Annotated in this window: 13 protein-coding genes; 9 read left to right on the forward strand and 4 right to left on the reverse strand. The window is 50.2% G+C overall.

The window, feature by feature from the left end; genetic code table 11:
• Positions 1-191: 191 nt before the first annotated feature.
• The 4 genes from GEI7407_RS10815 to GEI7407_RS10830 are packed head-to-tail and all read right to left on the reverse strand — an operon-like array spanning position 192 to position 4,112.
• Positions 192-1,421: a hypothetical protein gene (locus tag GEI7407_RS10815; RefSeq protein WP_015172198.1), complete on the reverse strand. Its 1,230-nt coding sequence runs from the start codon at positions 1,419-1,421 to the stop codon at positions 192-194.
• On the reverse strand, positions 1,412-2,305 hold the full coding sequence (locus tag GEI7407_RS10820; protein ID WP_015172199.1) for a hypothetical protein: 894 nt from the start codon (positions 2,303-2,305) through the stop codon (positions 1,412-1,414). The genes GEI7407_RS10815 and GEI7407_RS10820 overlap by 10 nt, the downstream gene beginning before the upstream one ends.
• The gene (locus GEI7407_RS10825; RefSeq protein ID WP_051030743.1) at positions 2,302-3,375 is read right to left on the reverse strand and encodes an aromatic ring-hydroxylating dioxygenase subunit alpha; all 1,074 of its coding nucleotides are present in this window, start codon (positions 3,373-3,375) and stop codon (positions 2,302-2,304) included. Before GEI7407_RS10825 ends, GEI7407_RS10820 begins: the two co-directional genes overlap by 4 nt.
• Positions 3,376-3,395: 20 nt before the next feature.
• Entirely contained in the window at positions 3,396-4,112 is a 717-nt protein-coding gene (locus GEI7407_RS10830; protein WP_015172201.1) for a hypothetical protein, read from the reverse strand.
• A 278-nt stretch (positions 4,113-4,390) separates the two neighbouring features.
• Here GEI7407_RS10830 and GEI7407_RS10835 point away from each other — a divergent pair, with 278 nt between their 5' ends.
• From GEI7407_RS10835 to GEI7407_RS21050, 9 genes are all read left to right on the forward strand, one after another.
• A complete protein-coding gene (locus GEI7407_RS10835) occupies positions 4,391-5,800 on the forward strand; it encodes an MFS transporter (protein ID WP_015172202.1) in 1,410 nt (469 codons plus the stop codon).
• 358 nt (positions 5,801-6,158) lie between these two features.
• Positions 6,159-6,740: a DUF6953 family protein gene (locus GEI7407_RS20730; RefSeq protein ID WP_015172203.1), complete on the forward strand. Its 582-nt coding sequence runs from the start codon at positions 6,159-6,161 to the stop codon at positions 6,738-6,740.
• A gap of 489 nt (positions 6,741-7,229) precedes the next feature.
• On the forward strand, positions 7,230-7,622 hold the full coding sequence (locus tag GEI7407_RS20155; protein WP_015172204.1) for an Ltp family lipoprotein: 393 nt from the start codon (positions 7,230-7,232) through the stop codon (positions 7,620-7,622).
• Positions 7,623-9,630: 2,008 nt separating this feature from the next.
• Positions 9,631-10,206: a dihydrofolate reductase family protein gene (locus GEI7407_RS10845; protein WP_015172206.1), complete on the forward strand. Its 576-nt coding sequence runs from the start codon at positions 9,631-9,633 to the stop codon at positions 10,204-10,206.
• Positions 10,207-10,306: 100 nt separating this feature from the next.
• Complete coding sequence (locus GEI7407_RS10850) at positions 10,307-10,684, forward strand: nuclear transport factor 2 family protein (RefSeq protein ID WP_015172207.1); 378 nt, start codon at positions 10,307-10,309, stop codon at positions 10,682-10,684.
• Between the two features lie 278 nt (positions 10,685-10,962).
• A complete protein-coding gene (locus tag GEI7407_RS10855) occupies positions 10,963-11,589 on the forward strand; it encodes a transglutaminase family protein (RefSeq protein WP_015172208.1) in 627 nt (208 codons plus the stop codon).
• Between the two features lie 68 nt (positions 11,590-11,657).
• A complete protein-coding gene (locus GEI7407_RS20160; RefSeq protein WP_015172209.1) occupies positions 11,658-12,578 on the forward strand; it encodes an ADP-ribosylglycohydrolase family protein in 921 nt (306 codons plus the stop codon).
• A gap of 282 nt (positions 12,579-12,860) precedes the next feature.
• Positions 12,861-13,358, forward strand: a complete 498-nt coding sequence (locus GEI7407_RS21655) for a hypothetical protein (RefSeq protein ID WP_015172210.1) — start codon at positions 12,861-12,863, stop codon at positions 13,356-13,358.
• A 78-nt stretch (positions 13,359-13,436) separates the two neighbouring features.
• Positions 13,437-14,327 (forward strand): hypothetical protein, encoded by an 891-nt coding sequence (locus GEI7407_RS21050; protein ID WP_015172211.1) that lies wholly within the window; start codon positions 13,437-13,439, stop codon positions 14,325-14,327.
• The last annotated feature ends 155 nt before the right edge of the window (positions 14,328-14,482 follow it).

Below are 14,482 nucleotides of genomic sequence, written 5' to 3' on the forward strand. Positions count from 1 at the left end.
GATACTTCAATTCAGACTTCAAGCCCAAGGGTTTCCCAAAATCTCCCTTTCTTTAACTCACTCTTTAGAAGTCTTCAACCTCTGGTTTTTGGCAAAACAAAATGTTCTTATAAGAACATTTTTATCTTTCAAAAATAGAGGTGTCCGAGCCTGAAAAATGTTTGAGGCGTCGCTGAATGGATTAACAGCTTTTATTGATCCATTTCAGTCTCCAAAAGGCCAGTAAACTTGAAATTTCTTAGTTTGTTGCGCTGGTGCTGGAGATAGCGCGGAATCGAGTTGGCCGCCATCAGGGACATCTCGCGATTGCTGGGCCAGAGAAACCCGAGGTTGGCCACGTAGGCGCGGTAGGACTCCAGGGCCTCCTGGTGAGTCTGGTAGCTGTGGTGGAGCCCGTCGCTCTCCTCCGTGAAGCAGCGGATCATCATCTGGCGCGCCTCCACCGCCTCCAGCCCAAACACCGGCGATCGCAGCACTCGGTAGATCGCCGGGTACAGCGCCGGGTCATACCAAAAAATGCCGTTGATGGCCGCCGAGAAGTGATAGTGGTCGCGCTGACAGCCCCGCAGCCCCAGATTGGCTACCCAGCGCTCGAAGGCCGTGGGCGGCGGCAGGCAGTTCACCACCTCGTGGGACAGGAGCGTGGAGCTGTTGAAATGGAAGCTCTCATCGAGAAAGTGATAGTAGGAAATCTTGGCGGGGATGGGAGCGCGGTCGGGATCGGCGTGCTTTTGGTAGTAGGTGCTGAGCTTGTGCTGGACCAGCTTGCCGTTGAGGGTGCGCACGCCCCGCACCGTGAAATATTGGCAGGCCAAGAACGTGTTGCCCGCCGACAGAAGGCCAAAGCTGCGCAGCTGAAGCTGCTTCCACCCGCGGCGCAGGCGATCGCTGTCCGCAAAGACCATCGTCTCGGTGAAAGGCCCCCGCTGGGGATAGCTGAAAATCCCTTCGCCAAACAGGGCGGCTTCCGTTTGACGCCCCACGGTCTGAAAGGCGTGAATATGGGCGCGCTCTTGGGCCGACTCCAGGTCTAGCATGTCGCAGATCAGGCGAAAGTCTTCCTGGGCGTAGAGACCGGCAGCGCTGGTTTGATTGAAAAAAATCGTCGCGATCTCGGCCGAAATAATCTGGGAGTAGTAGGCCACCCAGTAGAGATGGTTGAGCACCAGGCGCTGGCTGGGACTGGCTTGATCCCACAGGGGCGTGCCGTAGAGCAGCGAAAAAGGCTCGGGGTTCCAGTATTCCTGGCGGCAGTCTTCGTAGCGAAAGGCCTGGGCCGCCGCATCGATGGCCGCCGTTTGATCTTGCTGCCGGTTGCGCCGGTAGTTGATCTCCAGCTTGCGGCGCAGCTGGGGCTGCTCGCCCAGGGTATGGGTTTGGGGCCAGGAGAGAGTGGGAGTGTCAGGGGTCGTTAGACGCATTGGTGGGCGGGCAAGGGGGTAAAGAGACCGGCCTCGGCGAGGCGATCGCCCAAGGCCGGATGGAGACGAGCAATGATCTGGCGGAGCACCTGGAGGCGGGTGCCGCTGTGGGTCAGGGTGTCGAGCTCTTCGAGGACGTGGCAGCGCTGTGCGCGGGATAGATCGCCCAACTGCTGGGCGATCGCCCCCAGGACGCGCTGGGGACCCACCTGGACCATCTGCAAAAACGGCGCCAAAGTTTCTAGGATCGCGGCTTCCGTGGCCGGGGAGAGCGTGGCCGCCTCGCACAGCACGCAGCCCGCACCGTGGTGCTGGGACTCCGCCTGCAAAAACCCTTTCAGCAGCGATCCCAGGGCCGGGTCCTGGCAGTCGTGGGCCAGGGTGCGGTAGTGGGTGAGGCCCCAGCCCTCCAGCACCCCCTGAAGGACAAAGACCAGCAGCAGCTTGTCCTCGGACGCCACCACCTGGGCCAGCAGCCGCAGAAACGGGTCCTCGCTGCCCACCGGCTCCTCCGGCAGCAGCCCCCGGATCGCCGCGAAGTGCTGGGCCTCATCCGCCCCAAACAGGCTGTAGAGCATGCGCTCCTCGGTGGTGTCTGCCAGGGTCACCATGCGGGCCATGTAGCCCATGCCGGCCTTCTCGATGAAATACGCCTCTTCTAGCAGGGCGCGGCTGGCCGCTGCGAGAATGGCCTGCTGATCCGCCTCCGCGGCGGCCCGAAAGCACTGCACCCGGTTCAGCCCAAAGTGCTGGGCGCTCCAGGGCAAAACTGCCGCCACGGGGGGGCGATCGCCCCCGGTCCGGCGCAGGGCTTGATTCAGCAGGTGGTGGAGCGCCCGGGACTCGCTGGCGGGCAGGCCCAGGCCCGCCAGATCCGGCGTCATGGGGTCACCCCCTGGCGAACCTCGGCGATCGCCCCAGGAGCTGGCGCGCTGGCTGGGATCACCGCGGGCGAGGTTTCCACGGGCTGCCAGGTCTGCCAGTGCAGGGCGGGCTGCTGCTCCACGTGCTGCACAAACTCCAGAATCGAGCGATCGGCCTGGAGCGGCGTCTGAAAATCAAACTGAATGGTCTGGAACACCTGGGTATCCCCTTTGGCAAAATAGTTGCCCACCTGCTGCGTCAGCCCCAGCACCAGCTGATTAAAGGCTTTGCCCCACCAGCGCGATCGCCGCCGGGTCAGCAAAATCGTCCGCCCCTCGGTATGGCCTGCCTCGGTGGGCCGCAGCGCAAACAAGATATAGAAGTGCAGAAAGTCCGGCCCCAGGGTGACCGTGCCGCTGCTGCCGTACCAGTAGCACAGGCTGTAGGTGACGGCCTCGCGATAAAAGCGGCGAATCAGGCGAATCAGCCAGGACTCGTCCCCGCCGCGCGTCGTGTTGTGAAAGGCGATCGCCCCATCGGCCAGCCCCTCGGTACGAAACACGATGTCTAGGGGCAAGTTGTGCACCGAGTTGAAATGGTGGGCGTCAATGGCATTGATCAGCAACACATTGGGGTGGCAGTTTTTGTGAAAGGCTGGCCCGACTCGGGCGTCGCAGGGCTCGTCCCGCAGCTCCGGCGCGTAGGGCAGCGGCAGGGGCGCCCCTTCCCCGGTCCAGATCCAGATCAGGCCGTAGCGCTCAGCGGTGGGCCACGATCGCACCCCCGGGGACTCGACCCCGGGCTGGGCGGGAATGTGGGCGCATCGCCCCTGGGGGTCAAAGGCCCAGCGGTGCAGGGGACACAGCAGGCGATCGCCCGCCACTCGCCCCTGACTCAGCAAAGCGCCCATGTGCGGACATACCGCATCCAGGGCGATCGCCCGCCCGTCTAGGGTCCGGTAGAGCGCCAAATCTCGGCCCATCAGGCGCAGCGGCACCGCTTGCCCCCAGCCCAGATCCCGCGACGGCAGCGCCCAGTACCACCCCTGCACAAACCGCCGACCATGGTTAAACGTTCGCTCAGACATCATTAGCCTCGCAATCTCTCACCCTAGGCCGTCAAACAGAGAGACTCCACCGGCCAGACCCGGCGGCCCGCTCGGGTGAGATTGTCGGGGTGAATCTCGGTGAGACACACCAGCTCATCTCCGGCTGCGTGGCCAGGATTGCGCTGGGCAAAAAACTGAATATGGGGATCGTTTTGGCGCTCCACTGGGATGCCCTGGAGGCGATCGCGCAGCTGATGGGGATGGGAAAATCGCACAATTCCCCGCGCCGGATCGTAATCACTCCCGGCCTCTACGGCGATCAGCTGATCCAGCAAGGCCTGGGCGCGCGCAGGCGTCGGCCGATCGTAGCGGGGATAAAATTCTTGCCAAAACACCGGCAAAAAGCGATAGGTCCGAAAGCCCGAGCAGATCAGCAGCCAGTAGAGCTTGCGGGTGGGGTGGGCGCGGTGCAGGGAGTCGATCGCCTGGATCCACGCCTTGGGCAGGGTGGAGCTGGTCCAGGCCGCCGGGTCCACGATGGTGTCGCCGGAGTAGACCACGGCGATCGCCTCTCCCTCAAAGGTCGTTTCATAAAAATGCAGCGTTGAGAACCCTTGCAGGGTTTCGCCCTGCTTGAGCAAGAGCACCCAGTTTTTTTGCTGGAGATCCGCTGCAAAGACCTCCGGGCGCACCCCCACGAAATGCTGATTTAGCAAGGCATACATTCCCGCCCGATCCTCCGGCAGCAGCCGCTGCATCGGCACTAACTGAGCTTGCATACTGGTTTACCTACAAGAAAAAATGGCGATCGCCCCCAGCAAAAATGCTGCCGAAGAAAATCCCCTTAAACCACCCGCAAAACTCTCACTGGGCGGTATAGACAAACTGTAGACAGAAACGCAGAAAAAGCCGGAAACTCTGTGACAAAAATCAAGGTTGCACAGTTCCCCTGCTCTTTTCAAAAAGTCAGAAAAAATTTTTTAGACCAGGAAAAAACCCTAACTTACTTCAACTTTGTTTAAGGTAGGATGCTTGGCAGCGTTTTAGCGCATCCACCATGAAGAACCCGTTCCTCTCGACCCAAGCGCAGCAGCCCCCCAATCTACAGACCAAATTGGGATATGGCGTGGGGGAAATGTCCAGCGAAGTTCCGGGCAGCGTTCTGACCTTTTTCTTGCTGTTCTTTTTAACCAATGTTGCGGGGCTCAATCCAACCCTGGCGGGGGCTACGCTGCTGGTGGGTAAGGTGTGGGATGCGCTCAACGACCCGCTGGTCGGCTGGCTGAGCGATCGCACGCGATCGCCCCTGGGGCGGCGCTATCCGTGGATACTGTGGGGCGCGGTGCCGATGGGGCTGGTGTTTGCTTTGCAGTGGTGGGTGCCGCCAACTTCGAGCCAAACGGGACTTTTTATCTACTACAGCGCGATCGCCTTTCTGTTTTATGCGGCGTCTACCATGGTGATTGTGCCCTACTCCACCTTGGCCGCAGAGCTCACCCGCCACTATGACGAGCGCACCAGTTTGGTGAGCTATAAGGCCGCTTTCAGCATCGGCAGCAGTATTGTCGGCTTGGTGCTGGCGCAGCTGATCTTTGCGGCTATCTCTGACCCGCGCGGAAAATATCTCACAACGGGTGCTATCTGCGGGGGTATCGCGACGATCGCGGCCTTTCTCTGCGTCTGGGGAACCTATCAGCGATTTCGAGAAATTGAGACCGAGCGATCGCAGATAGAGAGGCCCACCATGCCGCCTTTTTGGAAGCAAATTCGCCTTGCTTTTGGCAACCGTCCGTTTCTCTATGTGATTGGCATTTATATGTGCTCTTGGGTAGGGCTCCAGGTCACGGCGGCCATGCTTCCCTATTTCGTGGTCAACTGGATGGGTTTACCCGAGCAGCACTTCACTCAAATGGCGCTGGCGGTGCAGGGAACGGCTCTCGTCACCATGCCTCTGTGGGGATGGCTCGGACGAAAGCTGGGCAAGCGCACCACTTACTGTTTGGGGATTCCCCTGACGCTGATCGCCCAGGCTGGGCTGTTTCTGTTGCAACCCGGTCAGGTGGCGCTGATGTACGCGGTGGGAGTGCTGGCGGGTGCAGGGTTGGCGACGGCTTATCTGGTGCCGTGGTCGATGTTGCCGGATGTGGTGGACCTCGACGAGCTCCAGACCGGGCACCGCCGGGAAGGTATTTTCTACGGGTTCGTGGTGCAGCTCAAAAAAATCGGGGCGGCGATCGCGCTCTTTCTGGTCAGCACTCTATTGGCTTGGTCAGGCTTGGTAACCGGCGGAGCCGATCAGCCTGTCACTCAGCCAGAGTCAGCCCTTCAAATGATCCGCTGGCTCGTGGCACCGATTCCCAGCGTGGTGCTGATCGGAGGATTAGTCCTGGCCTATCTCTACCCCATCACCCGCGATCGCCATCAGCAGATCTTGATGCAGCTTCATGAGAAGCGATCGGTTGAATAGAGTAGAAAAAGTTAGAGGGCGATCGCATTCTTTCTCAAGATAGCCACTAAGAATGGAGCACACGTGTTTAATGCTTTTCTAGCAAACAAACGTATAAAGTTAGGTAGATACACCATGTATTCAATGAAGCATCTATCTGATCTGGATAAGAAATTTAAAATCGTGCGGGAAGGTACTCGCTATCTAGCTTCAATAGTGTATTTGATATTATGTAAATAAAATACACTAAAGCACTAATTTCAGGATGCGACACCAAATCACTATGCCTATCTACTCATTTCGGAGTTTTAGGCAGAAGATTTTAGTATCATCAATTGTTAAAGTGTTTTACGGACAAACAAAATACAGGAGCAAGTAAATGAATTCAAGCGAGAATGATGGATTCAATTTTAAAGATGTAAACCTCGAGTTTCTAGAAGAGTTAAGCAATCAATTTTTCATGGAATCAGAGCTTTCTGATATTGAAATAATTAAATTACTGAAAGAAGCCAACCAGCCTTCTCCAAATATATTGTTTGATGATGAAGACGCAAGAAAAATACTCGAAAATATATCATCTTCGGATTCAGAGTTTAATTTTGGCTTGTCGGAAATTGATTTATCTGAATTGATTCAGAATAATGAGGAGAATGATAATGAGCCAGAATTAATATCTGAAATAGACTCGAGTATAACAACTAAAGATGTTGCTGCTTGGATGTTAAATCAAGTCAACTCAAAGAAGAAGCTTTATCAAAGTGATGCTGTTTGGAACATCAAAAAATATTTTGGTGACCGTTTTATTTATTTAAATGAGAATCATAATTCTGCAATCTCGCGGGAGGTTTTAAAGGAGTTTCTAAGTATTTCGCTAAAAACAGTTGTATGGAATAAGCGAGAGCGCTATTGGAGACCTCGACAGCCGAGTGATCATGTAAGCCACAGAACGGTAGATGATTAAGATGTTGCTGTTCTGTTGAGGACACTCTAACAACTGCGGTGCAGTGAATTAAGGAAAACCGCTAGTCTTGAGTGACACGGGATTAGAAACGGCTGACTACAACCATTATATTACTGAGTCTATCACTGGTAACGACAGAATCGAGTTTCCTGCTAGTGCTTAGCATCCAGTTATCTGACATATAGTGATGAGATAGATCTTCTCAAAACCAATGAGAAGATAAGCAAAGCCATAACTTAAGTTAAGAAATTTTGGGCGAGAATCATGACTATATTAGCTTACCAATACTTAATGTCAACTCTAAAAATATGCGGAAAGATTCTGGCTATCTAGCTTCAACATCGTATTATGCAAAAAACAATCTGCCTAAGCACTAACTTTGGAATATTGGCAGAATGACTTGGCATATCTGCAACTTTAGGAATCTCGGGCAGAAACTGTTCCCCTATTAATGGTTAGGTTCACATCTTTTACTCATGGAGAAGTACTATGAGGTTTTTGAAATCAGCAATAATTGCTGCTTTAATTGTTGTTTTATTTGTTTCAACACCTGCATGGGCAGCAAATTTAACTGGGCCTCAGGAAAATGCCGTTAGATCTGCAAAGCAGTATCTTAATTTCCAGGGATTCTCGCGAAGTGGGCTTATTCGGCAACTCTCATCAACTTATGGAGATGGTTATGACGTTGCCGATGCCACTGTAGCAGTGGATAGCTTGAACATTGATTGGAACCAGCAAGCGGCAAGATCTGCACAGCAGTACCTCAGTTTTCAGGGTTTCTCGTGCACAGGTCTCATTAATCAACTTTCATCGAGTGCTGGAGACGGATACACCGAGAGCGAAGCGTATTACGGGGCACAGCAAACAAATACTTGCCAATAGGTCAAAAGTTCACCTAGCAATGCTCATGCTACCGATCCACTTTCTGCGGTCGGTAGCATGTAGAGGCTATCTACAGCAGTTGATGGGTATTGTTATATAGTTAGATGTGTGAGATCAAAATTTAGCTTTCATTCTAGTTCTCAAAGCTGACCTGAGTAAGTTTCATAATAAATTTTTATCAACAGAGCAATTAATAGAAACTTATGCAGAAGCTATCCTTCTTCTATGGCATTACCATTCTGATTTTTTCAGCCTTATCACAGCCATTTGCTGTCGCTGAGGTATCACCTCAGAATGCATGGCAACAACCCTATACCCCTACGCATCTTCAATGGCTTTTCATGAATTTGCGCGGAAGAGGAGAGAGGACTCCATGTGGTGTTTATGACTTAGACGGTACAGCACGTGCGTGGTACGAGTGGCAAAGCCCCAACGCTAGAGATAATCAGTTAAGGCTGTCCATTTTCACACTTCCGAGCGCTACAAACTCTATTCCTGATCGTAGTTTTTGTATAACGACGACGCTCGAAAATCTAAAGTCGGAGGCCTTTAGGCTAGAGGCAAGTCCCCCTCCCGTTGAGCTTCGTCATTTTCAATTCAATCAAAACGGTCAAGCCTTGATAGGGACCTATCAATGTTCGGTACCAGCAGCAACGACACCAGTAGACTCAGGTATTGGTCCCTTTGCGAGCGTTTGCCAATGAATGACTGTATCTTCAAAACTGCATCACAATAAGGTTGGAGCCGAGCACTCCCAATACCTCACTTTTGGAGCACGTGCACTAGACTCACTCAAGCAGCCCACGATCGCGCTCTCTCTGGTCAGCGCTCTGTTAGCTTAGGCAGGACTGGTAGCCAGGGGAGCTGATCAGCCTATCACTCAGGCAAAATCAGCGCTTCAGATGATTCGCTGGCTTTTAGAAGACGTTTTCATCTCGCCCCCTTACTTAGAACGTCAACAAAAACCATGCCCAAAAGCGAACCTCCAAACACCCAATCTCCATTGCCACGGCGATCGCGGTGGCCTTACTGGGTATTTGTCCCGCTCTGCGCGCTCATATACACCTTGTTCTGCTTTGCTTTCATTATGGCCGCTTGGGGCATGCGTGGTGCACCAAAGCCGTGGTGGTATGTGGTGGCCCAAGTGCTCACAATACCGGGCGTATGGATACCCCCTTATATCGGCGCCCCATTGTGGGGTGGCGTGATGGGTTTCGGACTCGTCCGGCTGACCCGGAGCCGTCGTCCTCCCTCCGCTCCACCGCGCTTATAAGCCCAGCAGCTTCTCACATGCACCAGACTGATCAGAAGCACTCGCACGCTTAGCGACAGATAGCGATTGGGCTATTCGTTCGAGGGTTGCTCGCAACCTTAATACATCAGTAGAAACGCTCATCAATTTAGCTGAAGATACAAACACTCGAGAGGGATGTCATTTACAACGTAAGCTGCAATCCCAATGCTTCACAAGAGACCAAGGCGATCGCCCTTGAGAACTACAGAAAGAAACTCCCTCTATATCCCGTAACGTAAAGGCAACTCCCTTTAATCAATTGCCCATCGCTTTGCTTAATACAAGAAATTAGCCCTTTTCTGAAAACTAGATTTACTCACTTCAGCGATCGCTAGCCCTTGCGTATATCGGACAGGCTATCAATCTTCTAGCTTCATTTAAATTCTGCCTGCCACCAGCAGCGCTAGCCGTTGTACAGCCCAGTCTGGAACAAGAACGTAGCCTAAAGGCTATTTACGAGGGTTTAAATTTCAACCTGTTGAAGCTTTGTAGTATAGTGTAGTATACTCAACAAAGCTCATATTTGTGTGCGATCGCTTGTAGTGACATGATCAAAAATAGAAGATCACGGCAAGAAGCGCTGAAATTAGCTCATAAGAGCGGCTTGGCAATCGAAGAAAGTACCATTCAATGCTCCACTTCTGAGATAGACGTGCCACGCTGAACAATTTGCACAGATGAATTGATTGCTTATCGAGCACTAAGGAGAGAAGTATGCAAAAACTAACTTATTATATAGCTTGTAGCGTTGATGGATTTATCGCTCATCTCGATGGCTCCCATGATGGGTTTTCCCAAGATAGCGAATACTTTTCAGACCTGTTTTCCTCTTTCCCTGAAACTGTTCCATCTCATTTACGTGATGCCATGGGCATTAATGCTGAGAATCAGTGGTTTGATACAGTTCTCATGGGACGGAAGACCTACGAGATAGGCTTAAAGGATGGTGTGACTAGTCCTTACTCACACATGAAGCAGTATGTCTTTTCTCGCAGTATGCAAGAGAGCCCCGATGAACATGTCGAACTTATTTCGGAAAATGCTGTTGATTTAGTTAGGTATTTGAAGAGTGAAAAAGGCAAAGGAATTTGGCTATGTGGTGGTGCTGATTTAGCTTCAACGCTTTTTGCTCATAACTTAATTGACCAGCTAATTCTCAAGATCAACCCTTTTTTAATGGGGTCTGGCATTCCACTTTTTTCTAGAACAATTCAGCAAACTGCTTTAGAGCTTACCAGCAGCAAGATTTACGGAAATGGAGTTTCGCGACTGCACTACCAAGTGAGATAGAGCCATATCATACAAAGCATCGAGCAGCCGCAGAAGACAGCTGGATGGGACGATCGATAATGAGTCGTAGTCAGGTGTAATCAGAACTATAGAGGGAAACATGAATTCAGAGATTGAAGCTCAAATTCGCGAGTGTGAGGCGCGGCTTTATGCCGCCATGTCAGCATCCGAGGTTTCTGAACTAGATGCGCTCATTGCCGATGATCTTCTTTTTGCTGGGCCAACGGGTGAGCTGGCAACTAAAGCGATGGACTTAGACCTGCACCGTACGGGTGGCACTCAGTTTCATGAGTTTGTGCCCAAGGAGCTAGAAATACAAGTTTGGAGCGAGAATTTTGTTCTCGCATCGGCCCGAATTTTTTTAAGCGGTATCTACTTGGGAAATGCCTTCGCAGGTGATTACCGTTATATGAGAGTTTGGCGCAAAGGCAAAAGCGGTTGGCAAATTGCTGGAGGTAGCGTTACCGCGATAGTTTGATGTATTGGGTAACTGGCGCACATTTACCTTATCGTGCGCGATCGCTATCAGCAGATCTTGATGCAGCTTCAAGAGAAGCGATCAGCTGAATAGATTAGAATAAGCAGCAACTTTGAGGCGTTATGCAGAACGATTCAGCATATCTGCCAATTTAGGGATTTTAGGCGGAAAACTTCAGTCTATTAATAGTTAGCTGGCTTCGTTTCTGGATGATGGCAGTCCTTTGAAGTTATCAGTTAATCGCTTAGAATTGCCTTGCAAGCTTTGTAGAAATTGACGTGGAAGAATACTTAAGAGCTAGTGACGTTATTGATTGGCAACATCCCGAAATCATCGAGCTTGCCAATCAAATTGCATCAGGTCATGGAACATCAACGGCGATCGCAAAAGCGTGCTTCGAGTGGGTACGAGATGAAATTTGTCATAGCTTTGATTACCGGATGAACCCCGTGACTTGGCGCGCTTCTGATGTTCTTAGATACAAAACGGGTTATTGTTATGCCAAGAGCCATTTGCTGGCAGCATTACTCCGGGCAAACAAAATTCCTGCGGGATTTTGTTATCAGCGATTAAGTATTGATGATCAAGGCGCGCCGTACAGCCTACACGGTTTCAATGCCATTCATTTACCAGAAATTGGTTGGTATCGTGTTGACGCAAGAGGCAACAAAGAGGGAGTTGACGCTCGATTTTCTCCTCCCCAAGAGCAGTTAGCGTTCAAGATTCAGTTTCTTGAGGAAGCAGATTTTCATGCAATTCTTTCTGAGCCACTGCAAATTGTTGTAGAAGCTTTACAGGCACAGACTACATGGGATGATATGCTTCGTAACCTTCCAGATATCACGCTAGAGTCTGCAAAGAATTACGGTCTTGTGGCAGATATCGAGCATGTGCCAACCAAGTAGCAACGGGTGAAGCAAAACGTTAGACAGCTTTGATGAGAGTAGAAATTCTTGCTCAGACAAGGTAAGAGATGCAACAACCCAATTCTATTTCTCAAGCACTTGATGCAGCTTATGACTCGCTGATCGGCTTGTCAGTTGGTGATGCCTTTGGCGAGCAGTTTTTTCGGCTTCTGGCTTACTACAAATCACCAGCTGAACAACGTATTGTCCCCCCCGCGCCTTGGCGCTGGACAGACGACACCAATATGGCTCTCTCAGTGTATGCCGTACTACAACGAGATAGATATATTAATCCCGATCGTTTAGCGCAGGATTTCCTTGACCGTTATGATTCCGGTCGTGATTATGGACCAGCACTGAATCGCCTATTGCGTGAAACGCGTAGTGGTTTAGAGTTAGTGCAATCAGCGAAGAATCAATTTGGTGGACAAGGTTCCTATGGTAATGGTGCTGCCATGCGAATTGCTCCACTTGGTGCTTTTTTCGCTGCTAATCTGTCGACCGTTGTAGAGCAGTCCCGCGCCTCTGCACTCACGACCCACACTCACGAAGAAGCTGTGGCAGGCGCAATTGCTGTTGCCATAGCAGCAGCAATTGCAACCCGGTTACGTGGAAGCCCTCCTCCTCCGCCATGGGATTTTCTTAGACGGGTGTTGCCCTTTATTCCAGCAAGTGAGGTAGCCGCAAAAGTTGCTCGAGCCTGTGAGTTTGAAACAGAGGCATCGGTCTATCGGGTTGCAGCCAAGCTGGGGAGTGGCTCCAGAATTTCAGCGCAGGACACCGTTCCGTATACCCTATGGTGTGCAAGCCAACAGTTGGGCAACTACGAGGAAGCCCTATGGTTAACGGCAAAGGGATTAGGTGATATAGATACGACCTGCGCGATTGTTGGAGGTATTGTGGCTTGTTATACAGGACGGGCTGGAGTTCCTGTAGTTTGGAGAGACGCCTGTGAACCTTTGCCTTCGTGGATTACAAAATCTGGATAACAAATGACGCTGTCTAACAGATTCGCTGCACCGGAACGAGTACAAATAGTTTTAAGAGCTCATACAATCTCTGCGTCCGGTGAGCAGAAGCGTTAGCTGGCTTTGCTTCCAAGTCGAGCAGTATATAAAGGTCATTGGTTAACCTTCAAAACTTTGTTGTCGCAGAGGAATCATGTATAGCAACTTAAGTTGCTGTAATTTGTTGCAAAACAAAGACACTTAATCTTTATTTGATATTGTAGAAATAAGCAGAGCCTAGCCAGGAAATAATTTAGAGGTGTTATGCAAGATGAACGGCAATGGTTGAGATTACCTATTGTATCTGCCAGTTCTGAGTATCTTGCAATGGGATATTTGATGAGGCGTAATATCCTGGCATACAAAGCACCACCCAACAATGAAGGATATGATCTGATCTGTATTCATCCAGATCCACGCCATAAACCCAAGAACAACGAGTTTTCACAAGTCAGGGTTCAAGTGAAAAGTAGATACGCAACAGACTGCGATCGCAGCTTTCCAATCAAAGAGAAAAGCCTTGATGCATTTGATTTTTTAGTTGTTGTTTTTCTCAAAATTGGCAAGTTTTATGGCAGAAATAATGAATCAGAGGGCAGTAGCTTTAAAAATATGCGGAAATATTTTGATCATCTGACTTCAACAGCGTATCATGCAACAATGGGCTGCCTAAGCAATAACTTTAGGATATCATTCGAGGTTATTCTGCCTATCTGCCATTTTAGAGATCTTAACGGAAATTTTCTGCCTACTGGTGGTTAGGAGTTTGATTTTCGAGTGCTTATACAAGCTCAAACTAATTGACAACGTCAGCTATCAAACACATTATCAACTTAGAAAATGCCTTTGAGATACCCAAGCGCGTGGCGCTTTTCACGTCTACAAGAAGAAGCCATTTCTGATTCAGCAATAGCTGACTTCCACAATCTCATCGGCTTGATTGGGGCTCAAGGAAATACGCAGTTAGTTCTATCATGCTTCAAGGGATTTTTAGCTAACGCGACAGGCTCAACAAAACACCTTAAGTCTTCTAGAGATTGGATAGAAACAGAAGTTTTAGAAGAAGAAGTACTATCTTATATGAGGAAATTAGCATTGCATCCACCTCTTTTTCTAGAAGCTTTTCATGATGCTTGTCAGAGTTTTTACAACACTCAATATGATGTGCCAGATGTAGAGCTAATTAATAATATTTGCTGTGAACATGGCATCAATTATCAGATTGTGCCGCCGGAGTTAAAGAGGCTAGATAAAAGGCAAGAAGTAATTTCAGTAATAGACGCATCACAAAAATTTGCTGAATCCTCAGTTCAACTACTTGAAAAATCGTTAGAGCGCGCCGAACAATTATTAGAAGAAAAAAGACCGCGCGAAGCAGTTCAAGAAACACTTTGGCTCTTAGAATCAATTGCGACTGCATTTAAAGGTACTTCTTTAGTTTCTGGCACGATCAAGACAAACTACTTTAACAAAATTGCAAAAGAGCTCCAAACAGCATACCCAGGAACGACTCTTAAGTTTGTACTAGATGGGGCTTGCCAGCTACATGGTTATCTCTCATCGCCAACAGGTGGAGGAGTACGACATGGTATCGATCTCACAGATGGCAAACCGCTCACTTTAGCAGAAGGTTATCTATTTTGTAACCTCATCCGCTCTTATATGAAGTTTTTACTTTCTGAGCATGAACGCCTTGTAGATGTCTCTACTAGTGACGAAAGGAATATCTAAAAGCAACGCTGCACTGGGATACCGCGAGTTAAATTGTCTAAATCCGGTGAGCGCAAACGTTAGGGCACACATGATTTCTATCCAGATGACTGAAGAGTTTTTACTTTCAGTAGAGCGCAGGTGATGAATTAAGCACTCCGGTGCTTGCCTTCACC

This window comes from Geitlerinema sp. PCC 7407 (assembly GCF_000317045.1).
Classification (GTDB): Bacteria; Cyanobacteriota; Cyanobacteriia; order PCC-7407; family PCC-7407; genus PCC-7407.